This window comes from Streptomyces sp. NPDC059256 (assembly GCF_042753785.1).
Lineage (GTDB): Bacteria > Actinomycetota > Actinomycetes > Streptomycetales > Streptomycetaceae > Streptomyces.
On record NZ_JBHYZO010000007.1, the window covers coordinates 316,065 to 338,923 of the forward strand.

19 protein-coding genes are annotated in these 22,859 nt (G+C 68.3%); 11 read left to right on the forward strand and 8 right to left on the reverse strand.

Features of this window, described 5'->3' with window-relative positions:
- Window positions 1–173: 173 nt before the first annotated feature.
- The 7 genes from ACFXJL_RS18910 to ACFXJL_RS18940 all read left to right on the forward strand — a co-directional run bounded on the left by ACFXJL_RS18910 (window position 174) and on the right by ACFXJL_RS18940 (window position 6,360).
- Window positions 174–584, forward strand: a complete 411-nt coding sequence (locus ACFXJL_RS18910; RefSeq protein WP_384644356.1) for a tyrosinase cofactor — start codon at window positions 174–176, stop codon at window positions 582–584.
- Window positions 585–600: 16 nt separating this feature from the next.
- Window positions 601–1,425 carry a tyrosinase family protein gene (locus ACFXJL_RS18915; protein ID WP_358882390.1) on the forward strand — a complete coding sequence of 275 codons (825 nt, stop codon included), beginning with the start codon at window positions 601–603 and terminating at the stop codon, window positions 1,423–1,425.
- 473 nt (window positions 1,426–1,898) lie between these two features.
- Window positions 1,899–2,783: an SDR family oxidoreductase gene (locus ACFXJL_RS18920; protein ID WP_384693808.1), complete on the forward strand. Its 885-nt coding sequence runs from the start codon at window positions 1,899–1,901 to the stop codon at window positions 2,781–2,783.
- 175 nt (window positions 2,784–2,958) lie between these two features.
- The gene (locus tag ACFXJL_RS18925) at window positions 2,959–3,414 is read left to right on the forward strand and encodes an SRPBCC family protein (RefSeq protein WP_384693810.1); all 456 of its coding nucleotides are present in this window, start codon (window positions 2,959–2,961) and stop codon (window positions 3,412–3,414) included.
- Window positions 3,415–3,464: 50 nt separating this feature from the next.
- Window positions 3,465–5,114 (forward strand): phytoene desaturase family protein, encoded by a 1,650-nt coding sequence (locus tag ACFXJL_RS18930; protein WP_384693812.1) that lies wholly within the window; start codon window positions 3,465–3,467, stop codon window positions 5,112–5,114.
- 319 nt (window positions 5,115–5,433) lie between these two features.
- Entirely contained in the window at window positions 5,434–5,655 is a 222-nt protein-coding gene (locus ACFXJL_RS18935) for a DUF6480 family protein (RefSeq protein ID WP_358882438.1), read from the forward strand.
- Window positions 5,656–5,946: 291 nt separating this feature from the next.
- Window positions 5,947–6,360 (forward strand): SRPBCC family protein, encoded by a 414-nt coding sequence (locus tag ACFXJL_RS18940; RefSeq protein WP_384693815.1) that lies wholly within the window; start codon window positions 5,947–5,949, stop codon window positions 6,358–6,360.
- Between the two features lie 516 nt (window positions 6,361–6,876).
- On the opposite strand, the gene ACFXJL_RS18945 is transcribed toward ACFXJL_RS18940, so the two are convergent.
- Window positions 6,877–7,374: a type II toxin-antitoxin system Phd/YefM family antitoxin gene (locus tag ACFXJL_RS18945; protein WP_384693818.1), complete on the reverse strand. Its 498-nt coding sequence runs from the start codon at window positions 7,372–7,374 to the stop codon at window positions 6,877–6,879.
- A gap of 165 nt (window positions 7,375–7,539) precedes the next feature.
- On the opposite strand from ACFXJL_RS18945, the gene ACFXJL_RS18950 reads away from it, so the two are divergent.
- Window positions 7,540–9,726, forward strand: coding sequence for a germacradienol/geosmin synthase (locus ACFXJL_RS18950; RefSeq protein WP_384693821.1), 2,187 nt, complete (start codon window positions 7,540–7,542; stop codon window positions 9,724–9,726).
- 69 nt (window positions 9,727–9,795) lie between these two features.
- Here the strand turns inward: ACFXJL_RS18950 and ACFXJL_RS18955 are convergent, their stop codons facing one another.
- Both ACFXJL_RS18955 and ACFXJL_RS18960 read right to left on the reverse strand, forming a co-directional pair.
- Window positions 9,796–10,296 (reverse strand): hypothetical protein, encoded by a 501-nt coding sequence (locus tag ACFXJL_RS18955; RefSeq protein WP_329013254.1) that lies wholly within the window; start codon window positions 10,294–10,296, stop codon window positions 9,796–9,798.
- Between the two features lie 143 nt (window positions 10,297–10,439).
- On the reverse strand, window positions 10,440–13,367 hold the full coding sequence (locus tag ACFXJL_RS18960) for an ATP-binding protein (RefSeq protein WP_384693824.1): 2,928 nt from the start codon (window positions 13,365–13,367) through the stop codon (window positions 10,440–10,442).
- A gap of 368 nt (window positions 13,368–13,735) precedes the next feature.
- Between ACFXJL_RS18960 and ACFXJL_RS18965 the strand changes: the two genes are divergently transcribed.
- Window positions 13,736–14,650, forward strand: coding sequence for a phosphorothioated DNA-binding restriction endonuclease (locus ACFXJL_RS18965; protein ID WP_384641429.1), 915 nt, complete (start codon window positions 13,736–13,738; stop codon window positions 14,648–14,650).
- A 579-nt stretch (window positions 14,651–15,229) separates the two neighbouring features.
- Here the strand turns inward: ACFXJL_RS18965 and ACFXJL_RS18970 are convergent.
- The 5 genes from ACFXJL_RS18970 to ACFXJL_RS18990 all read right to left on the reverse strand — a co-directional run bounded on the left by ACFXJL_RS18970 (window position 15,230) and on the right by ACFXJL_RS18990 (window position 21,073).
- Entirely contained in the window at window positions 15,230–15,700 is a 471-nt protein-coding gene (locus ACFXJL_RS18970; protein ID WP_358882432.1) for a hypothetical protein, read from the reverse strand.
- 515 nt (window positions 15,701–16,215) lie between these two features.
- Window positions 16,216–17,082 (reverse strand): NAD-dependent epimerase/dehydratase family protein, encoded by an 867-nt coding sequence (locus ACFXJL_RS18975; RefSeq protein ID WP_384641435.1) that lies wholly within the window; start codon window positions 17,080–17,082, stop codon window positions 16,216–16,218.
- A gap of 714 nt (window positions 17,083–17,796) precedes the next feature.
- A complete protein-coding gene (locus tag ACFXJL_RS18980; RefSeq protein ID WP_358879791.1) occupies window positions 17,797–18,387 on the reverse strand; it encodes a hypothetical protein in 591 nt (196 codons plus the stop codon).
- Between the two features lie 113 nt (window positions 18,388–18,500).
- Complete coding sequence (locus ACFXJL_RS18985; RefSeq protein WP_384693829.1) at window positions 18,501–19,940, reverse strand: WGR domain-containing protein; 1,440 nt, start codon at window positions 19,938–19,940, stop codon at window positions 18,501–18,503.
- 272 nt (window positions 19,941–20,212) lie between these two features.
- On the reverse strand, window positions 20,213–21,073 hold the full coding sequence (locus tag ACFXJL_RS18990; RefSeq protein ID WP_358879789.1) for a helix-turn-helix transcriptional regulator: 861 nt from the start codon (window positions 21,071–21,073) through the stop codon (window positions 20,213–20,215).
- 265 nt (window positions 21,074–21,338) lie between these two features.
- On the opposite strand from ACFXJL_RS18990, the gene ACFXJL_RS18995 reads away from it, so the two are divergent.
- Together ACFXJL_RS18995 and ACFXJL_RS19000 are read left to right on the forward strand one after the other, a co-directional pair.
- Entirely contained in the window at window positions 21,339–21,539 is a 201-nt protein-coding gene (locus ACFXJL_RS18995) for a hypothetical protein (protein WP_329028025.1), read from the forward strand.
- Window positions 21,540–21,969: 430 nt separating this feature from the next.
- Window positions 21,970–22,851: an ABC transporter substrate-binding protein gene (locus tag ACFXJL_RS19000; RefSeq protein WP_358879788.1), complete on the forward strand. Its 882-nt coding sequence runs from the start codon at window positions 21,970–21,972 to the stop codon at window positions 22,849–22,851.
- The last annotated feature ends 8 nt before the right edge of the window (window positions 22,852–22,859 follow it).

The window sequence follows — 22,859 nt, forward strand, 5'->3', positions numbered from 1 at the left end:
ACGGGGTGGCACGGACATCAGCAACATCCGTATGACCTGCGAAGACGTGTCCATATGACAGCCAACCAAAATTGCTCTGCTTCTAAGAATGATCACTTCCGTGTAGGCATGGTCGAGGCGGCCCCAAACGACCTGGGGGCCGCCTCAATCGTGCTATTGGGGGTTCGTTCACCATGTCCAGACTCACTCGCCGTCAGGCCCTCGGGGCCGTCACCAGCGCTGCCGCAGGCGTAGCGCTCATCGGCGTGGCAACTGCTTCGGCGAACACCGCACCGGCGAAGGGCAAGGCCGCCACACCCGCTGCCGGCGCGGGGCCAGCGCCCTTCGACGAGGTCTTTCGAGGTCGCCGCATCCAGGGCCTGCCCACGGAGACCGATGCTCACGCCCACGCCCACGCCGGGCACGGCACCGGCTACCGCGTCCTGATCGACGGCCGTGAACTCCATGTGATGCAGCACGGAAAGAGCGGCTGGAGCAGCCCGATCAACCACTACGAGAGGTTCTCCTCCCCGCGCGAGGCCGCTCGCACCGCGGTCACCGCACTCAAGGGCGCGGCCGTCGTCCCCTTCGACCCCACCGTCTGAGCCGGAGAGCGCTGCCATGACCGTACGCAAGAACCAGGCGAACCTCACGACCGCCGAGAAGAAGGCATTTGTCGACGCCGTACTGGAGGTCAAGCGCCTCGGTGTGTACGACGAGTTCGTCGCCGCCCACCGCCTCCGGTTCGCACTGGATATGAACACCGGTATCTACGTGGGCCACTTCGGCCCCTCGTTCTTTCCCTGGCACCGGAAGTTCCTCATCGACTTCGAGTCGGAACTCCAGAAGGTCGACGCATCGGTGTCGATCCCCTACTGGGACTGGACCGCCGACAACACGGTCGGCTCCTCGCTCTGGGCGCCGAACTTCCTCGGCGGAACCGGACGCCCCCTGGACGACCAGGTGATGGACGGCCCCTTCGCGTACTCCGCCGGCAAGTGGCCCATCACCATCCAGGTCGACAGCCGCCCCTTCCTCGCCCGCAATCTCGCCTACCGGGTCCCCACCCTCCCGACCCGGGCCGAGGTAGACGCCGCACTCGCCATGCCCACCTATGACTCAGCACCCTTCCGTGACGGCTCGGCGGGCTTCCGTTCCACGCTCGAAGGCTCGGCGGGCTACATGAGCATGCACAACCGGGTGCACACCTGGGTCTGGGGCCAAATGGAGTCGAGCGTCTCCCCGAACGACCCGGTGTTCTGGCTGCACCACTCGTTCGTCGACAAGCTCTGGGCCGAATGGCAGGCGCTGCATCCGAGCAGTGCCCACTACCTCCCGGCCGGAGGCACGCCCGATGTGATCGATCTGAACGAGACCATGCCGCCCTGGCCCAACACGACCCCGCAGAGCATGCTGGACCACACTCCGTTCTACACCTACGTCTGAGGTGTGGTCTCCGGGCAGCCGCTGCGTTTGCGATGGCTGGGCAGGAATAGGCCCTTCAGGCGCTTCGGTGTGACCCGTTAGAGCCGACCGGCGGTGGGCCGAAGCCCGCTGCCGGCCGGCTGGGTCGGCGTCGGCGTCGGGGACACACCTGCCGCCCTGACCGGGTGGAGCCACTGCGGCTGGCTACGCGGTGGCGAAGCGGCAGCGGTGCCCGGGCACAACGCGAGTTGCTCACCCGTACCGGCAGCATGCAGGGCATGGTCACAGCCTGTGCCCACAGGACCTCCCGTCGGGCCAGGACTCCGGATGGCCCAGGACCTCCGATGGACCAGGCGGTATCTCTCGCTCCCTGCGGGGAAACCTGCTCATGGTGACCGATGCCTGGGCGGATCCCCGCTGGTGCCCCGGACCGTACTTACATCCAGCGGACGGCGGCGTCGGCGATGTGGCCGCAGACGGAAGGAAGACGCCTCATGCCCGAGGACACAACGCCCGCCAATCCGGTGGACAAGCACCCGCAGCCCTTCGCGCAGCAGAAGCAGCCACATCCGGGGTGGACGGGCCCGATGGACCCACCGCCGGACCACGGCGAGGACACCTATCAGGGCTCTGGCGTGCTGAAGGGCCGCAAGGCCCTGATCACTGGAGGGGACTCCGGTATCGGCCGCGCGGTCGCCCTCGCCTACGCACGCGAAGGCGCCGACGTCCTCTTCACCTATCTGGCGGAGGAGACCGACGAAGCACGCGAGACCGAACGCCTCGTCCAGGACGCGGGGCAGACCGCGGTCTCGGTCGAATGCGACATCCGTTATGAAGAGCAATGCCAGAACCTCATCGGAGGGGCTGTCTCGGAGTTCGGCCGGATCGACATCCTCGTCAACAACGCCGCCTACCAAATGTCCCAGCCCGACGGCATCGCCCACATCACCACCGAACAGTTCGACCGGGTCGTGCGCACCAACCTGTATGGCATGTTCTGGCTCTCCAAACTGGCAATCCCCCACATGCCGGCAGGCGGCAGCATCATCAACACCACCTCCGTACAGGGTTACAAACCCAGCCCCCACCTGCTGGACTACGCCATGACCAAAGGCGCCATCACCACCTTCACCCAGGGCCTGGCGCAGATGCTCGCCAAGGACGGCATCCGCGTCAACGCCGTCGCCCCCGGCCCGGTCTGGACACCCCTCATCCCCGCCACCATGCCCGACACCACCGAATTCGGAAAACAGTCCCCCCTCGGCCGCCCGGCACAACCGGCCGAGATGGCACCGGCCTATGTCTTCCTTGCCTCCCCACAAGCCAGCTACATCACCGGCGAGATCGTCAACGCCACGGGCGGCACCCCTCTCCCCTAGCCGACCCCGTACCACTGCCGACAGCCGTATGCGCCGCGGACTCGTGGACGGGTGACAACCCCGCGAGGTGTTCGTCCGGCGCACCTCGGGACGGGAGGCCGAGGGGGGTGGTCCGCTCTAGGCTGGGCAGACGCGGGGGTGCACGATGTGTTCCGCCGAGTTGCTGGAGAGCCCTATGACAGTACGACACCGGCTGATCCGAAGGCCGCCTGCGGCGGTGTGGGCAGTGCTCGCCGACGGTTCCCGGTACGGAGAGTGGGTGGTCGGCCCGGACTCCTCACGTCCGGCAGACGGAGTCTGGCCGCAGATCGGTGCCAGCCTTGAGTACACCATCCGACTCGGGCCTTGGGCCGGGAGCGGAAAGACGGTCGTCAGGGACATGGACCCACCGAACCGGATCGAACTGGAGGCCGAAAGCGGGCGGCTAGGCACCGCGCGCATCTCCATCGAGGTACGTCCATGGGGCGAGAACTCCCTGGTCATCGTGGACGAACATCCGTTGCGTGGGCTGGGTGGTCAGCTCCACAGTCCGGCCTTCGACTTCCTGCTCCAGTTGCGCAATCGAAGGATGCTCAGCCGCCTCGCCGACGTCGTCGAGCAGACCTCCCGTCCCCCGGCCGAGCACCGCTGACCAGGTAAGACCCACGGCGAGCAGGGACGCGCGGAGGAGACGAGACAACAATGCCGGATGCGGTGGTGATCGGTGCGGGGCCCAACGGGCTCGTCGCGGCGAACCTGTTGGCGGACGCCGGATGGAGTGTGGAGGTCCTGGAAGCGCAGCCGGAGCCAGGCGGCGCGGTCCGCAGCGACAGGGGCGTCCACCCGGACTTCGTGAGCGATGTGTTCAGCGCGTTCTATCCCCTCGCTGCCGCCTCTCCCGTCCTCGCGGGGCTGGACCTCCACACCTACGGCCTGCGGTGGGCCCATGCTCCCCGGGTGCTGGCCCACCCGCTGGCCGACGGCCGTTGTGCAGTCCTGGAGCGCGAAACCGACGGCACCGCAGCGGGCCTGGACTCGTTCGCCAACGGCGACGGTGCCGCCTGGCAGGAGCTGTGTGCGGTCTGGCGACGAATCGGGCCCGACATCCTCGGCTCCCTGTTCACTCCCTTCCCTCCGTTGCGCCCCGCCGTCCGGCTGGCGGCCCGGCTGCGTGGCGCCGGCGGACTTCGTCTCGCCCGGACCATGCTGCTGCCGGTACGCCGGTTGGGAGAGGAGGAGTTCAACGGTGAGGCGGGCCGACTACTCCTCGCGGGCAACGCCCTCCATGCCGATCTCGCCCCTGAGGCGGCGGGCAGCGGTGGTTTCGGCTGGCTGATGTCCATGCTCGGCCAGACCTACGGCTTCCCCGTGCCCGTGGGCGGCGCCGGGGCCCTGACCGCGGCCCTGGTACGACGCCTGGAGGACCGTGGCGGCGCAGTGCGCTGCTCGGAGCGGGTGGTCGAGATCGTGGTGCACGACGGCCGTGCCCGGGCGGTACGCACCGCGGGCGGGGAAACGGTACCCGCTGGCAGGGCAGTACTCGCCGATGTGTCCGTACCGGCCCTCTACTGCGATCTGGTCGCCGAACACCATCTGCCGAGCCAACTCCTGGCGGACCTCCGTCGGTTCCAGTGGGACTTCGCCACCTTCAAGGTCGACTGGGCGTTGAACGGTCCCGTTCCGTGGACCGCCGAAGCAGCCCGGACGGCTGGCACCGTACACATCGCCGACGGCATGGACGGCCTGACGCGCTTCGCGGCGCAACTCGCCATGGGACAGATCCCCGACCGCCCGTTCGCCCTGCTGGGCCAGATGACCACGGCCGACCCGACTCGTTCCCCCGCTGGTACGGAGTCCGCCTGGGCCTATACCCACGTCCCGCACCGCACCAAGGGCGATGCGGGAAACAAGAATCTCACCGGAGTGTGGAAGGAGGACGAGCAGGAGGTCATGGCGGATCGGATCGAAGCGCAGATCGAGCGGTACGCACCGGGCTTCAGGTCGCACATCGCGGCCCGTCGAATCCTCGCGCCGCCCACCCTGGAATCGATGAACGCCAACCTGCACAACGGCGCGATCAACGGCGGCACCACGGCGCTCCACCAGCAGTTCCTCTTCCGCCCTGTTCCGGGCACGGGTCGACCCGAAACCCCCGTCAGGGGCCTCTACCTCGCCTCCGCCGGCGCCCACCCCGGCGGCGGTGTCCACGGCGCCCCCGGAGCCAACGCCGCCCGCGCGGCACTGCGCACACGGGCTCCCGGCGGTGTCCTCACCCGTACCCAGCGCGTACTAGCCCGCCGAGACCGCGGTGGCGATCCCGGTCAGAAGCCGAACTCCCGGACCGGTCCGTAGCCGATGGTGGCACTCGGTGTGTCAGCAGGCGGTGCCGTTGACTCCTGTGGTGCCGTACGACGTGGGATCCACCACCGCGATGACGGCCCCAACGGCATCGCGACCCTCACCATGAGCCTCGACCGAGGTGGGGCAGGACCCTTTTCGAGGAAGCTCCTCTGCTCCCACGGGCCCGACGCCGAGACACACGACCTGGTCGGCCCCACATCTCCACCCGGTCCAGTAACGTCCTTGTTCTTTTGGCCCACCGTGCCAGCCCGTTTGCAGCATTTCCGCGAGCACGACGTTGGTTGTGTTCCGCGCGGGGTAGGGAATCGTTGTGAGCTTCGACAACGCTGATCCCGGACCGGACCCAGGGGAGCCCGGCGGCGGAGTGCCGCCCGGGCAGACTCCGCCCGCCGAGTCGAGTACGGGCTCGGGCACCGGCCCCCGCCAGGAAACAAGTCGCGGCTGGGCCAAGGGCCCTCTTCTGATCATCCTGGCCATCGCGGCCTGCTTCGCCGCGTTCTTCCTGGTCTACGCCATCATCCTCATGCTCTGAGCCGAGGCCGAAGTGTGCAGTTGGTCCTGGGAGAGGCGCATCACGTCGACCTGGCAGGACGGCGTGTCCACTCCACGGTCCCCAAGGGCCAACGTGGCGCCTCAACCATCCGTCAGCTCCACGCTGCTGAACGTGCATCCCGACCACCGCAGGCCCGTAGGGACCAAGAGTGGGTGACTTCCTGCGGCGCACCCGCTGGCGAACGGGTGGAATTGTGATGCTGCGGCTTCGGCTTCCGCAAGCCGGGCATGCGTGTGGTGGCAGGTCCCCGAGCCGAGGAACGATAGCGCGATGACCGAGTATGAACGTTCACGCACGATGCCCGCACTCCCGGAGCATGTCTTTGACCAGGCAGCTGATGTCGACCGGCTGGATGCCTGGCTGCCGCGGGAACTGCATGTGACCGCGGGGGACCTGCCCGCCGTCACCGTGCACGAGGACGGTACCGACGAGGACACGGCGGCGGTGCTGCGCGTCCAGCAGGAGCACCTGCGGATCGAATGGGGAACCCGCGAGCAAGGCGGCTACACCGGCTGGCTGCGGGTCTCGGAACACGACGGCGGTGCCAGCGAGGTGACCGTCCATCTGGCGTTCTTCGACGGCAGCCACGACCCGGGCGAGCAGGCCGTTGAAGCCGCCCTCGACAGCAGCCTCCAGCGGCTGGAGGAACAGGTTCGGCTACGGGTCGACAACGCCGCGGGCTGACCGAATCCGATGGGCCGCACGTTTCCGGGCGCTGTGATGTGACCGGATGGGTGTTCCCTCGTTTCCCTGCCTCAAGGCTCGATGGATCCCATTCGGGTACGCCGTGTGGGCAGACAGCGGTTCGGCCGTTGGGGGTGTTGTCAGAAGATCCCCTCCGCACTCCTTTGCGGAAGCTAACCCCATGCCGCGTGTGCGCGCCGAAGGTGTGGTCCAAGGGTCTGCATGCGCGCGCCAGCGGACAACGAGCAGGCAACGTCCGCCGCACTCAGGCCCAGGGCCCGGGCCATGCTGACCAAGGGAGCGCCGGGGAGTCGATGGCGCCCTGGTCAATCGGGACCGTGACGGTGCCTCGGCAGCCTTCCGTGGTGATCACGACCCTGTAGAGGCCCGGCCGCTTCCGGCACCGGTCCTCGGCGACTCCGAGGGCCTCCGGCTCCGGTCCGCGCACCCGACGGGAAGCCGGCATGCGGCTGCCGTGCGGGCTCGTCGCCGGTGGGCACCGGCTTCCGTGGGTTGCTACTCGCCGACCGGAGGCTGTCGGGCCAGGAACTCTTCGAAGGCCGCTGCCTGTGCGGGGTCCATGTGTCCCTGACGCGCCTGCATGGCGCGGTCCACGAGCCATGCCGCCTCGTCGGCGGCCAACTGCACGGCCACAACGGTTCCGTCCCGTACGAAGTCGATGCGCATGCCGTCGGCACGCACGTACCGCATGTAGGGTCCGTACTCCCGTGGGCTGGCCAATGGCTCGACACCAAGTCGGCCGATATCCCAGGTCGTCCCGCTCGCCTCGTCCTCTTGCGCACCTTGCGGTACCGACGCGGGTCGCGGGTAATGGGCGCGAGCCCAGTGCTCCATCTCGGCGACCGCTCCCGCCGGGAACAGCACGCTCACCGGCACATCAGCGTCCGTGAGTACGACGCGCTCGCCGGTTGACTCGACCAGCGACACGAGACGCTCGTAGTCGATCGGGTTCGAGGCGTACCGGCGCTCGACGACAATCTTCACATCATCCATGGAGCACAACGCTATCCACTGCTATCCACTCGGGGATACGAGCCAGGGCCCATGTTCGAAGTCGGATCGATCATTAATGTGACTATTAGTTGGTGTGCGTGGGCCGTTCAGGCTACGGGTAGGGCTGGGCCGTAGCTTTCGCACCAACCGAAAGGCCCAGCACGCATGGCCCAGCCCTTCGTCCTGCCCGACTTCTACATGCCGTATCCGGCCCGTCTCAATCCCCATGTCGAGGCTGCGCGAGCGCACACCCGGGACTGGGCGCGGGGCATGGGGATGCTGGAGGGCTCGGGAGTGTGGGAGGAGAGCGACCTCGAAGCACACGACTACGCGCTGCTGTGCGCCTACACGCATCCCGACTGCGACGCCGACGCGCTGTCGCTCGTGACCGACTGGTACGTGTGGGTCTTCTTCTTCGACGACCACTTCCTGGAGATCTTCAAGCGGAGTCAGGACCGCGAGGGCGGCAAGGCGTACCTCGATCGGCTGCCCGCCTTCATGCCCATGGACCTGTCCGAGCCGGTTCCCGAGCCGACCAACCCCGTAGAGGCAGGCTTGGCCGATCTCTGGCGGCGCACGGTCCCCGGAATGTCGCCCGCATGGCGGGCACGGTTCACCGAGTCCACCAAGAACCTGCTCAATGAATCGATGTGGGAACTGTCCAACATCAATGAGGGGCGGATCTCCAACCCCGTCGAGTACATCGAGATGCGCCGCAAGGTGGGCGGCGCACCCTGGTCGGCAGGGCTGGTGGAGTACGCGGCGGGCGCGGAGGTCCCCGATGCGGTGGCGCACTCGCGCCAACTGCGGGTGCTGACCGACACGTTCGCGGACGCGGTGCACCTGCGCAACGACCTGTTCTCCTACCAACGTGAGGTGGAGGACGAAGGCGAGCTCAGCAATGGAGTCCTCGTCCTGGAGACCTTCCTCGGCTGCACCACCCAGGAGGCGGCGGAAGCCGTCAACGACCTCCTCACCTCCCGACTCCACCAGTTCGAGAACACCGCGATCACCGAAGTGCCGGGACTCTGTCTAGAGAAGCGGCTCGACCCCCTGGAGTGCGCGGCCATCGCCGCCTACGTCAAGGGGCTTCAGGACTGGCAGTCGGGCGGTCAGGAGTGGCACATGCGCTCCAGCCGCTATATGAACGAGGGAGCGGTAGGACCCAGGTCGATGTTCTCCGGTGTACTGGGCACTTCGGCCCTGGACATCACCACGCTGTTCGGTCGGCAGGCGACCGCCCGACTGAGGTCGCTCACGCACGTCCCGCACCAACGCGTCGGAGCCTCGCTGCTCCCGGAGTTCGATCTGCCGTTCCCGCTCACCTTGAGCCCGCACCATCAGGACGCGCTCGACAAGTCGGTGGCCTGGGCCGAGCGGATGGGCCTGCTGGGCGAGATCTGGGACGGGCCGATGCTGCGCGGGTACGACTTCGCCCTGTGCTCGGCGGGCTTGGACCCGGATGCCACCGCGGAGGAGTTGGAGCTCAGCGCCGAGTGGCTGACCTGGGGCACCTACGGCGATGACTACTACCCGATGATCTTCGGCCGCAATCGCAATCTCATCGGCGCGAAGTTGAATCACGACAGGCTGCTGACCTGTATGCCGGTGGATGACCCCGCCGCGGCCACTGCTGTGGCGGTGAGTCCGATGGAGCGGTCACTCGCGGACCTGTGGCGGCGTACGGCCGAGCCGATGAGCCTCGACGCACGACACCAACTACGCCGATCCATCGAGACGATGCTGGAGAGCTGGTTGTGGGAGCTGCACAACCAGGCCCAGCACCGGGTGCCCGACCCCGTGGACTATCTGGAGATGCGGCGCATCACCTTCGGTTCGGACATGACGATGCTGCTGTCCAAACTGCGCCACGAAGGCCAACTCCCGGCAGAACTGCTGACCAGCGGAACGCTGCGCAGTCTGGAGTACGCGGCCCAGGACTACGCCTGTCTGATCAACGACCTGTTCTCGTACCAGAAGGAGATCGAGGTCGAAGGAGAAGTGCACAACGCGGTGTTGGTGGTGCAGACCTTCTTCGGTTGCGACTACCCATCGGCCGTCACGATCGTCGACGACCTCATGAAGGGGCGGATGCGCCAGTTCCTGCACATGAAGGAGCATGCACTCCCCCTGTTGTGTGACGACTTCGATCTGGACACCGCCGGGCGGGCTGCGCTCGACACCTATGTCCGGGAGATCGAGGACTGGCTCGCGGGGATCCTCAACTGGCACCGTTCCATCAGGCGCTACGAGGAAGGTGACGTCCACTCCGGGGCGGGCACCACACTGCTCGGTGCACCGACAGGTCTGGGCACGACAGCGGCGCGCGTCGCCACCCTCCTCGCCCGCTGACCCACCGCCGCGCCGTGGAATCCGCTCCACGGCGCGCTCCCGTCCGGCGCTCATCGCGCCGGACGGGCTTCAGCCCTGCTGGAAGAGTTCGGCGGGCAGGGGCTTCAGCAGGGCATAGAGGTCGTCGGTGATCGGCCGGTCCCAACTGGCGATGGTGACGAGCACCTGATCACTGCGGTCGAACTGCACACAGGAGATCCGGCTCTCGGAGAGCTTGATCTTGCGCACGATCAGCAGGTTGTCGCCCTGCATCACCGGAACGTCCTCGGTGTCCACCACGACCACGGGCTCGTCGTTCTCCAGGGCGAGCAGCAGCTGGGCCACCTCGAACGGAACCTGGCCCTCTTCCAGCTCCCGGGCCGGTGAGCCCTGCGGGAGGTTGCCGATGATCATCGCGGGGCCGCGTCCTCCGAAGAGGTCGTATCGCAGAAAGACACCCTGGCAGGTGCCGTCCGGTGCGGGAAGGAGGCCCGCACCGAGATTGCCGGGCCAGTCCCCCGGGTCCATGGCCAGGACATCGAAGTCCGGGCCCGCGGGTGTGGCGGCGCTGCGGCGGCGGAGGAAGGACATAGCGCCATGGTACGTGGCCGAAGAGCCCGAGAGGACCCCGAGCGGCGGGCCCGTGGTGCGGATCGACCATCCCGGTGGGGTGTGCTGCCCGGCCCCCTGGTGGGATGACCGCCACAGCGGGCCGGAGCCCGCTGGAAGGCGGCTCAGTCGTCGCTCAGTATCCGTATGTCGGGCGTGTTCTCCTCGGGGGTGCTCGGGGGTGCGGCGAGGGAGTGTGCGAGACCCGCTTCGGAGGTGCCCAGCTTGCGGTAGACGGCCGAGAGCAGTCTGCGTACTGCTTCCCCGTCGGTGTGGAGCTCAGCGGCCACGGCCGCCCTGTCGTGTCCCTGGGCGGTGAGAGTGGCGGCCGTGCGTTCCCGCGCGGTGAGTGCGTCGCTCTCGATGGCGTGCAGGGAGCGGGGACGTAATCCGGCGACGGCCAGTTCGGTACGGGCTGTCGCCGCGAGCGCATCGGCGCCGCAGTGGCCGGCGATCTCCAGGCCCCGTTGGAGATGGGTTGCCGCGTTCTGGTGGCGGACCGATCCGCGCTGGTGGGAACCGAGGGCAATCAGCGCCCTGGCGAGTTCGTACGCTGCCGGGGAGCCCTCCAGTTGGAGGACGGACTCCTCCAGGAATGTGAGGCGTTCACCACCGCCTGTCACCTCGGCGGCCACGCGGAGTGCCATGCCGACACCGGATGGGGCACCGTAGCGTCGGGTTCGTTCGACCGCGTCGAGGGCGGTCAACCTGGCGCGTTCCGGTGCGTGATGTGCTTCTGCGAGCGCGAGGTGGAGTTGCCAGGGGCACCAGGCGGGGTTGCGCATGCCCCGGGCGTCGAGGCGGCGACCCACGGCGGCCAGCTCCGCGGCGGCCTCCTTGGTGCGTCCCTGAGCGAGGAGGAGTTCGCCGTACACGGTTTGTGAGTCCGGGAAGGTCACAGCGGCCGGAAACGGATCTCCGAAGTGGTGGTCGTGAGCGACCCTGGCCGCTTCGTCGATGCAACCGCGGGCAAGGAGCACCTCGACAAGGGTTCCCACCGCGTACCACTCAGCCGGGGTGCGCGGCCCCACCCGTTCCGCCAGGCGCAGCCCGGCCCGGCTGAAGTCCTCGGCTTCCGCGAGACGCCCCCTGCGGAAGCGGATGTAGGCGAGGAGGGTGTAAGCGAAGGAGAGGTGCGCCCCGCGCCATCCTTGACGTTCGAATTCGGCGGTGCCCGCCGCGAACAGTTCCTCGGCGCGCCCCGGGAGGTCGGCGAAGAGGAAGGTGAGGGCCACCAGCGCGGGCACTTCGAATCCCCGGTCCTCCACCGCCCAGCCCAGCCCGCCCTTGAGTGCGCGTTCGGCGTGGTGGAGGGCCACGGGGGCGGGTTCGGCCCGCAGGGTGGCGTCCCAGGCCCTCAGTCCGATGATGTAGCGCTCGGTGAGATCGCGTCCGGTGAGCCGATCTGCGAGCTTCGCCAGTCGGCGCGAACGGGCGGGGGATTCGGGCTCCTCGGCCCGGAACGCGTCCCACATGAACTTCTCGGCCCGCATGCGCAGCCGGGTGCGCGGGTCGCTGGTGAGCCGGGCTTCTCGGGCGAGGATCTCGGAGGCTTCACCGATCCGGTCGGAGTGCGCGAGCACCTGCGAGAGCCGGTAGACGATCCCCTGGCGCAGAGCCTGGTCCGCGATCGGTTCGTCGAGAGCTGCCCGCAGATGGTTGACCGTGGTCGCGGGTTCGGTGAGGAGGGAGGAGCAGCCCAGTTCGTAGAGGACGGCGGCCCGTTCCTGAGGGGGCGGGGGTTCCCGGAGGGCTCGGGCCAGTTGCCGTCGGGCCGCCTCGGGGGCTCCGGCTCTGAGGGTCTCGCGGGCAGCCTCCCGCAGTTGCTGGACCACCCAGGGGTCGCCTTCGGGGTGGGTTTCCAGGAGGTGGCGGGCGGCAGCCGCAGATCCGAGTCCGGCATCGACGACACACCAGGCGGCCTGGCCGTGGAGGGCGACGCGTACCCCGTCGGGGATGGCTCGGTAGACGGCGGTGGCGATCAGTGGATGGACGAACTCAAGGGTCTCGGTACCGGTCAGGACCCGGGCGTCTCGGAGCCGGTCAGCGGCGTCTGCGGCTGCTTCGGTACCGAGACCGGCCACGGCAGCCGCGAGGGCGGGTGGGATTTCCGTGCCGAGCACGGCACCGGCCCAGGCGAAGCGGACCGTGGAGGGGCCGAGGCGCTCCAGCCGGGCGATGAGTCCGCTGCCCTTGACGGCGGCTGCGAGATCACGGAGGAGGCGGGCTCCGGATGCAGTGGGTGTGATGCCGCGGTCGCGCACCTTGGCGATGAGTTCGATGGCTTCGAAGGGGTTGCCCGCGGTCACCGCCCAGCATTCGCGGCAGAATGTGTCATCGGCGTGGGTGCCGAGCCATTCGCGTACCAACCGGGCCACGGCGGAGACCGTCAGGGGCTCCAGATCTATCGGTCTCTGTCCGGCTCGGCCCGGTAGATGACGGAACTGGTCCGCGTGGTCGGGCAGTTCTTCCGGCCGGTAGGCGACCACGAGGAGCATGGGGAGGTCCTCGGCCCGAGGGGCGAAGGAGGCGAGCCAGCTCAGGGACTCGGGGTCCGCCCAGTGGGCGTCGTCGAGGACGAGGACGAGCGGTGCCTTCTGGACCGCCAGATGGGTGAGGACCCAGTCGAGGCCGTCACGCAGTCCTTGGGGATCCGGTGGCGAGCCCGCCTCTGCGGTGCAGAGTCCGAGGGCCGGGCCGACGATGCCGTACCAACTGCCCAGGCGCATGCGCAGCGCGGCCTCGGACGCGCCTGCGAGCTGCGGTTGAATCAGCTGGCGAGCGACGTGGAAGGCGACCTGTTGCTCCTGCTCCCCACCGCGGGCGGAGAGTACGGTGCACCCTTGGGCGGTGGCGCGGCGGCGGACCTCGGTGAGCAGCGTCGTCTTGCCGAGCCCCGCGTGTCCGGCGAAGGCGAGCAGGGCCCCGCGCGGGTGCCCGGTACCACCGTCAGGGGGGATGCCGATGAGTTCGTCCAGCGCCTCGTCGGCGGCGGCCAACTCCGCTTCGCGCTCGAAGAGTCGGCGCCTCACCGCGCCAACACGTCGCGTCATGCAAACCCCCATGACCAGGCGGGCGCCCGGCGTATGCGGGGGCTGCCGGGACAGACGTCCTTGAGGAACATCAGCGTACGCCAGCGGGCGGGTTCAGGGACCTCCCACGGCAGAAATGGGCTGTTGGGAAAGGGTTTCCCGGCACGGTGTACCCGGGCGCGGAGTCCGGCACGGTGTGCCCAGGAGCCGGGTACTGCGTCGTCGGAGCGGTCCCGCGGGAGGGGGGTCCGCGGGAGGGGGGCTGCCCGCCCCTGCGTCGTCGTCGCGTCTGCGGGGCGGCTGCGAGGGGCGACCGGACAGGGGGAACGGGCATCACAACGGGCCCGGATGGGAGGTGAGCGTCGTGTCCGTATCGGTACCCTGCGGAGGTGGATGCGTCGTCGACTCGGTGGGTCAATAGCTTCAGCTCGTTGCGCCAATGGGCCAGGGGCGGCGAGCGAGCTCCGCATAAACCCCTGTTGTTGCTGTACGCGTTGGCCCGATTCCAGCGTGGCGCTGCGGAGTCGCTGCGGTACTCGGAGGTGGAATCGGATCTGCGCCGGTTGCTGGCCGAGTTCGGTCCGGCACGACGCACCACCCCCGCGTATCCGTTCCACCACCTCCAGAGCGACGGACTGTGGGTGGTGCGCACCGACACCGGTGAAGGTAGCCCCGGTACCGGGGAGCGGGCTCTGAGGGAGAGCGGGGCCGCAGGACAACTGGCGCCCGAACTCCGGACAGCACTGGCGGCCGACCCCGAACTGGTGCACCGTTTGGTGGGCGTTCTGCTTGAGCGGCATTTCGCTCCGTCCTTGTACGAGGACATCGTGGCCGCCACCGGGTGGGAGCCCGGGGGGCCGCTGGTGCACGGGGACGATGCGTTCGGTGTGGCGTACACCCTCGGGATGCGGCAACTGCGCCACGGGGCCGGCGCCATGCGTGCGCGCGTCCTGGACGCCTACGACGGGCGATGCGCGTTCTGCGGGTTCGACGGCCGGATCGGTGAGCGGCCGGTTGGCCTGGAGGCCGCCCATGTGCGCTGGTGGGCGTTCGACGGACCGAACGACGTGTCCAACGGGCTGTGTCTGTGCACGTTGCACCATCGGCTCTTCGACAAGGGGGTACTGGGCCTCTCCCCCGAGCTTCGCATCGTCGTCTCCCAACGCTTCGCGGGACGCAGCGAGGCCGCTCGTACCCAGGTCCTCGACCTCGCAGGGCGGTCGCTCAACGGCCCCGGCGACCACGCGGCCATGGTCGCTGCCGCCCATGTCCAGTGGCACACCGCGCAGGTCTACCAAGGGTGAGCGGTCGGGACGCCACTTAGCGTCGGTGATGGCTGGGAAAGGAACCCGGCGTTCCGGACGGGAGATGTCGGTGCGACACGTGGCGCGAGCAGCCTCGGTGGGTCCAGCGGATGCCTTTGGGCGGGCACTCGGTGGAACGCACCCCATCTGCGGCCGGAATTCATCTCCTGCGGCAGCGGAATCACCGAGCGGCTGCTAACGGCGGGCACCTTGCCGGGATGCGTCCTCCTCGACCGGTTGCCCGGGCACGGTGACCATGCGGCGCTCCGGGCACTACGGGCTCAATCTCATGCTGAGCACTGTGACCGTCGCGGTCCTCGTGGGCGAGGGTTGGGACGGAACAACCCTGACCTGGTCGACGGCTTCCGCCGCGGTCGAGTCCCGGTACGCGGTGGGTACCGACAGCTCTGTCTACGAGCCGGGCGACTTCGCCCTGGTCAGGACCGTACTCACAAGCGCCTCGGCCCCTGGCGCAGGAGGCCGCACCCCGGATGGGCGGATCGCTCAATCCGACATGACGACGAGGTCACGACCGGGGTAGGGGGTAGGGCAGCGGGAGCGAGTGGCGAGCGCTTGCCACTACTCGTCCACTGATGGCCCCGCACGGTGGACCCGCAGAAGTTGCTGACGTCCCGGCCATCCGTCCCGCTCGATGAGGTCGACGTCGAAGCCGAGTTCCCGGAGGGTCCGAGCTATCAGGTTCAGCCGTTCCCGACGATGTTCCGCAGCACCGGGAGGGTCCGGTTTGCTCCCCGGCGGCCTGCGGAACTCGGCAGGGGGGTAGTACGTGACCTCCACACAGAGCTCGACCCCGGCCGGCCATGTCTCGGGGTGGGTGGCCTCGACCGCACAGAACCCGCCCCGAAAATGCCCCTTCCGCTCAGCCCGCGACGGGGTCAGCCCCGTCTCCTCCAGCACCCGGGCTACCTCGGTGGCACCCTCGTAGTAGTCGAACCCCTCGGGTACGGGACTACTGGGCGCTTTGGGTGCGGCCTCTACGGACGGAACGGCCGAGAGAGGATGGGCGCGACCGTGGTTGCGCTTGGTCATGCTTCATCCTCCCTCTCCCTGACCACCGCCAGTGCCGTTTTCCGGACAGGTCCCACCGTAGTGATGCTCTGGTGTGGCCGGTTCGAACGCGATCCCTTCACGGTGAACCGCCCTGGGGCTCCGGCGTGGGGGCCGGAGGGAGGGCAGACGGCCACCATCAGGGCGGGTTTCGTAAGTGATCGTTGACGCACAAGAGTTGATCGTATGGTCAGACGGCGTGCCTTCGCACACGAGAAGGGTAATTGCCATCCCTCTCCTGTGTCCTTGGGCTATGGGGGCTCCTCCCTCATGATCGGGCAGGGTGGGGGCTCGCTCCGCGGCTCCCAGTAGGGGCAAGGGGGGAGCCCCTGGGCGGTCAGAGGCAGCTCTGGGTCCGCGCCGGAGGCCGGGTCGGGTCGGGGGGCGTCGGGCTGGTTGGGGTGGGTTGGGTTTCGGTTCGGTTCGGTTCGGTTCGGTTCGGTTGGAGCCTGGGTCGCGTCGGAGCAGGGCAGAAGTGCCCAATGTTGGGGGTGTGGCTACCTGCCGGCGAATCCCTCGCGCCACGTGGGGTGTTCCGGGCGCCAGCCACGGGAGCGGGCCAGGTGGTGCGTGGCGCCTCGGGCCCATGGCTGCCGTCCGGGCACGGGGGTTGGCGCGGGCAATCCGAGGGAGGCGGCCAACTGCAGGAGCCACTCGCGGGCCTCGGCCGGTTCATCGTCCACGATGTTGACCGGCCCACCAGTCCAGTCGAGGGCAGCGACCGCCGCACGCGCCGCATCGGCGACATGGAGGAACGAACTGATGGAGCGGTCGGCTTCAACACTGCCCAGAAAACGGGCGGTCGGGTCACCGGACAAGGCGGCGGCTACGGGGCCGTCGGGCGCGTACCACGTGCCAGGGCCGTAGAGGATTCCGTAGCGCAGTACAACCGCCGTACCGAGTTCTGCCACCGTCTCCTCAAGAGCCCTGACGCCGGCCACCATGCCCCCGCGGGGCTGCTCGGCGCCGTGATCGAGGGGCACGGACTCATCCGCGGGGGTCTCTCCGGGGGCGTACGCCCAGGCGATGGACTGAGCGACGATGCGCTGTACGCCAGCGGCGCGCGCTGCATCCACGAGATGACGGGTGCCGAGGACACGCAGTCGGCTGTTGGCAGCGCCATCGGCACCTGAGAGATCAGTCAACTGATGCATGACCACGTCGGGTTGGGCTGCCACGAGTGCCCTGCGGAGCCCTGGGCCGTCCAGAGCGTCGACGGCTACGGCTGCCGCTCCCTGCCGTCGGATCCGTTCGACCCCGGCCGAGGTCCTTGAGATGCCGGTGACCTCGTGCCCGGCGTCCAGAAGCATCGGGAGGAGGAGCCGGCCGACTGCTCCGGTGGCGCCCGCGACGAAGATTCGCATGGAGGGATTCGATTCTGGGAGGGTGGGGGCTGATGGTGGGGTCAAGGGTAGGGGGTGTGGGTCCTAGCTGTTTCCGGGCGGGGCTTGTGCGTGGGGTTCCGCCCTGGGGGGCGGAGGGTTCCGTCCTCAAACGCCGGACGGGCTGGGTGGGCCAGAGCTGCGGGTCCTAGCTGCTTCCGGGTGGAGCCCGTGCCTGGGTTTCCACCCTGGGAGGCGGAGGGTTCCGTCCTCAAACGCCGGACGGGCTGAGGTGGGGCGGGTGGAGCGTGTGTTGGGGGGTTGGCTCTGGGGTGCGGGGCTTTGGGGGGTCCGGCTGGGGTTTGGGTTGGTGCGGGTGGTGGGGGTGCTTTCGGGCGTGACTCCTCAGCGCCGGCGGCCAGCGGCTGACCCGTTAGTGACTGCCCTGAAGCCGCCGACGCTTCCGGGGACACCCCCTGCGCGCCCCCAATACCGCAACCAGGTGGTCTGCCTGCCCCCGGCCCATCCAGAAGTCGGGCTCAGAACGGGCGCCCAGTGGCGCAACTGACGCTGCTCGCCCCGGCTCCATCCATAGGTGGGGCTCAGGACAGGGCGTCAGTTGGCCATGGGGCCCAGTCCCGAGGGGATGAGACAGGGAGGTTCATCCAAGGGCGAGGTCGTGCCGGGAAGAGCCGTCGGTTCGGGTTGCCGCAGCCGTGATTCGTCGGCGAGGGTGCGAAGGCTTTAGCCGGTGGGCTAGTTGCCGAGCCAGTAGAGCGCAATGTCGATTTCGCGTGCGGTCCAGTCCACCGCCAGTGGATCGCGCTGGGCGAGGAGTTGGTCAAGGAGATGCAGATAGCGACCGTACCGCCCAGGGGTGTTGGTCAGGTTCAGTCCCAGAGCGGTCAAGGCGTGGTGGGCGCGCCGGTCGTAGACCGCCATGCGGTGGGGTGCTGCGGCGGTGAGCAGCGTGGAGGCCAGGGCGTCGCCGGTTCTGCACCCCGGCAGCTCCCACACGATGCTTCGCCCCTTGCGGGCCGCTTCCGCGCGGGAGAGTGTCGAGTCACGGACCGCCTCCATGGCCGCCTTGGTGATGGAACGTATCTGGGCGTCCGGTAGCGCCATCAGTTCGGCCATCCACGGAGTGCGGGCGGAGAGGCGCTTCCAGGCGACCAGTGCCCCGATGTCGACCTTTCCCAGGCTTCCGGAATCCTCTGCCCGCTGCGCCACCTCCCACAGGACCTCGTCGTAGGCGGGCGAGACCGCGGCCTGGTAGGCCCTGTGGGCATCGAGGAGTGCGGGCCAGACACGGCTGGCGTCGGCAGCGGTCACCGGTGTCGATTCCATGACTCTGTTTATCAGTCAATCGCTTGCCGTGGCCGTGGTCCTTCCAAGCCGGGGAGCAGTCCAGGCGCGTGCACATGACACCAACACCCGGCGCTCCAGGGCGGGATCCCGGCTCACACCAGCCGGCGTATCTCGCCGCGCACCCGGTAGAAGCCGCCCGACGCGGGGTGCAGGGCGTCCACCACATAGCGGGCGCCTGCCTCCCTGATGCCGCGGGGGAACTGTACGTTCCACGAGGGCTCGAACCCCTCGGAGACCACGTGCACACGCATCCGGCCCGACTCCTGGATGCACTCCACCACCACTCCATCTGCCGGTGCCACCGTCACCGTGGCCACCGCGGTCGGTGAGGCCGCCGGGGTGTAGGTGGGCAGTGCGGCGGCGGACTTGATGTCCCGGGCCACGGGGACCGTGCCCTGTTGTGCCGCCGCGATCGCCGCGTCACTGGCGTCCACACAGACGAGGGAGCCATCGGTGGTGACCATGTAGAGGCGTCCGTCGAGGTACTGCATGGACAGGGCCGAGCCGCCTCCCGTCCCCAACTTCCACAGTCGATTGCCTGCCGCGTCGAAGCAGTACACCGAGGAGGAGGAGTCACCGGCGAAGACATAGGCGCCGTCAGGCGCCGTGGCGCAGGAGTACACGGAGGCGTCGCAGCGGTAGGTCGCCTCGATCGTGCCGTTCGTCTTGGAGAGGCGTTGGACCACATGACGGCTGGTGCCCGCGTACACCGAGTTCTGCTCCTGCCAGCCGAACAGGACGGAGCCGGTCGTGGGGGTGTGCCACAGTTCGCCGTTGCCGTGGGGTGCGTAGGCCGTGACGCCCTTGCCATGACCGTGGTAGACGCCACGGTCGTCGGCTCGGACCATCCAGCCGTAGGGACCTGCGGAGGTGCGGGACCACTGGTACTCGTCCTCGTGGTCGATCACGTTCAACCCGCCTCGGGCGTCCGAGACGTTGAGCACTCCCTCGCGGATCTCCAGCCAGAAGATGTCGACGTCGGCAGCGATGTCGTACGCGGCGAACGGAAGCTTGGACGACAGGTCGTACACCGTGCCGTTGTCGCAGCCGGCGTAGATCCAGAAGTCATCGGCGACCAGGCACTTGACGCCGTCCGGCAGGGAGTACTTGGCGAGCACCTCACCGCTGTGGCTGACCGTGTACACATCGCCCGCCTGGTTGCCCACCCAGCAGCGATCCTCGTCGATGTGGATGCCGAAGGCAGCGGATCCCGTGCGAAAGCGCCACAGCACGGGGGCGACCGAGCGAGCGGTGGAGGGGGCCGATGTGACCTGGCGGCGGGTCACTGCGCGGGCCGCGCGCTGGCCCTGGACCGCGGGGGCGTACCCCTTGCGGACCTTCTCCCCCACCTTCTTGGCCGCTGCGGCCCGGGCCTTGTCCACCGTGGGGAACGTGGAGACCTGGGACTGCCCCTGCGCACCGATGCGTCCGTAGCGCACCGAAACGACCGTGTCGTCCACGGTCACCTCGTAGAACTTGTGCGCCCCTTCGCCGTCCTGCGACAGCTCCAGATACGTCGTGGTACGAGACACAGCAGACTCCTCCCCTGGGTGGAACCGGCGGCCTGGTCCGCCGGTTCCCACTGCTGCCGACATTATGGGGCGGCACTGACATCGACGTTCTTGGCCGGCCTGGGACCTCGGCCCTTCCCATGGTTCGCGCAGGTCAGCGAGGCGCTGGCTCGTGCATTACCCCTGCGCTGGTGGACTGTTCGGCGCGCAACCGGTGGGCGCCGCGGCTTTCTGCTGCACGTACGCGTCCTGTCGGCACCGTCGGCAGGACCGGTCGGCGGGTGACGTGGTGGCTACGACCAGTCCTTGCGTATGCCGTACAGGGCGTCCTTGGTGCGCCTGGGCGGGGTGGCCCTGATGACCATCTGGTCCAGGACCTCGCGGTAGACGGACACCTCGGCCATCTCCTCTATGTAGGAGGAGCGGGTCAGGCTCTCGCAGTAGATGACGTCGGGAAAGTCGAACCCATCGAAGCGGAAGAGGGCGAACGGTCCGTAGGCGCCGGGGTGGGCTCCGGCCCGGAACTCGGCCAGTTGCAGTGCGACGTGGGGCATGTCGCAGGTGTCAAGGAGACGATCGATCTGCCCCTTCATGACGGCAGCGTCGCCGACGGGTCGCCGAAGGACCGTTTCATCCATCACCACCCACAACTTCGGCGCGTCCGTGCGCTCCAGCACCAACTGGCGCTCCTGGCGCAGGGCGATGCGTCGGTCCAACTCACGTTGGTCCACTCGGGGGAAGCCCAGGCGCAGAACTGCACGGGCGTAGTCCTCGGTCTGCACGAGGCCGGGAACGAAGTGCGGTTCATAGGTCCTGATCTGGGCGGCGGACGCCTCCAGACTGACATAGAGGCTGAAGACGTCGGGAAGCACATCGCGGTACTTCTGCCACCATCCGGAGACGTTGGCCTTCTCACTGAGATCGAGGAACTCTCGCTTCTCCTTCTCGGTGACGCCGTAGAGGTCGAGCATGGCGGCGACGGTCACGTACTTCAGTGCGACCTCGGCCCGCTCGATCCGTGTGACGGTGGTGTGCGCCTGGCGTAGGTGCCGGCCGGCCTGCTGTGCGGTCATCCCGGCTGCTCGGCGGAGCTTTTGGAGCCGCCTACCGAGCACCATCTGAAGGACTGTGGGAGCGGACCTCGGCTCGCTCACTCCCACAACCTCCCCTGTTCATGGCCCCTTTGGGGAGCAGTGTGCCATGGGTCGGCCAGGGTGGCCGCTGTCCGGCGGGCATCCTGGCCAACCGGAAGGAATTTGCTTCTGCGAATGGATGTGGATGAAAAGCGACGCCCACCGGCCCAACCCCACCCGGGGTGCCAACGGCAAGAAGAGTGGCGTCCGTCTGCCGGACCCGCGACCGAAGCGGGCGCCCACACCGTAGACTCGGCAGCTGCTCCCGGCCACGGGAGCTGGACTCGTGTGCGGAGAGGACTGGTTGGCCGTGTGGCAGGAGGCGCCGATCTACGACCGGCTCATAGGGGAGCTCGGTGATGTGCCTACCCAGGTCCGCCGGGAGGCCGAGCGAGTGCTGCGGGAGCTGGAGCAGGTGATGCGCATGGCGACACCACTGTCCGGTGGGCTGCCGCAGCAGATGTGGCCGCAGCCGCCTCGGCAGTGAGGTCGGTCGCATCCAACGATTGAACCGGGCGCGCCGCCCGGTTCCCCTGACGTACGGTGCTGTGGCCGGGCGGCTCCTTCGGGCCGCCCGTCGCCTCGTTCCCGGTGGTGCCGCGTCCAGGTGCTGAGCTCCGCCACTGCGGGCGTTTCTGTTGCAGCTCGCACCCATCGGATGCCCTCTTACGGGCTGAGTTGCCACCCTCACTCCCCCGAGCCGGTTCGCAGCCTTCGTTGTACCGGCCCTGCGGGAACAGCTGCCGGTTCTGCCGCGCCGTGTGTGCACCCAACACCTTGAGTCTCCGGAGCAGCGGTGACCCCTCGGCCGCAGCAGTACCTTTTTCGATGCTCAGACAGGAATAGCTTCATCATCTTCCATTCATCGGCACCCGACTGCCAGCATCGGCGCACGTCACCGCGTGAGGGAGAATCCGATGAGAAATCTCAGACGTCTGAGCTGTGTGTCCGCACTGTTGGCGGTCGCGCTCGCGACCACCGCCTGTGGGCGCTCCGACGCGGGCAGCGCCCCGTCGGGGGACAAGTCGGCCGCGGCGGGCAAGTCGGCGTCCGACCTGCTCCCCGCCGACTTCAAGAAGAACGGCACATTGCGGGTGGCGACCGCCGTCGGCTACCCGCCCATGGAAATGTACAAGCCGGGGACGACCGAGCTCACCGGGGTCGACCCTGACCTGGCCAAGGCCGTCGCGGATCGACTCGGACTCAAGCTCCAGCTCACCAATGCCTCGTTCGACGGGCTCATCCCCGGGCTGAAGTCCGGGCGGTTCGACCTGGTGATGTCGTCCATGACCGACAGTGCCCAACGCCGGCAGGCCGTCGACTTCGTCGACTACTTCCGCACGGGTGGCGTGATCATGACCAAGAGCGGCAATCCGGAGGGCATCAAGACCCTTGAGGACCTGTGCGGCAAGTCCGTCGTCCTCGCCAAGGGCAGCTCCAACCTGGACATCGGTCAGCAACAGAACACGAAGTGCACCGAGAAGATGCGGATCTCGCAGAGCGAGGACGCACCCACCGGTCTGCTCCAGTTGGAGAGCGGGCGGGCGGTCGCCACCATCGTCGACTACCCCGTCGCCCAGATGTTCGCCGAGAAGAACAAGGCGTACCAGGTCATACCCACCCAGTACGGAGCGGCGCCCTGGGGCATCGCCGTCGCCAAGGACAAGAGCGGGCTGCGTGACGCCGTCCAGAAGGCCCTCCAGGACCTGATCGACGACGGCGGCTACAAGAAGATCCTCGACTCCTACGGTGTCGCGGGCAGTGCCGTGCCCAAGGCCACCATCAACGACGGGCAGTGAGTTCCGCG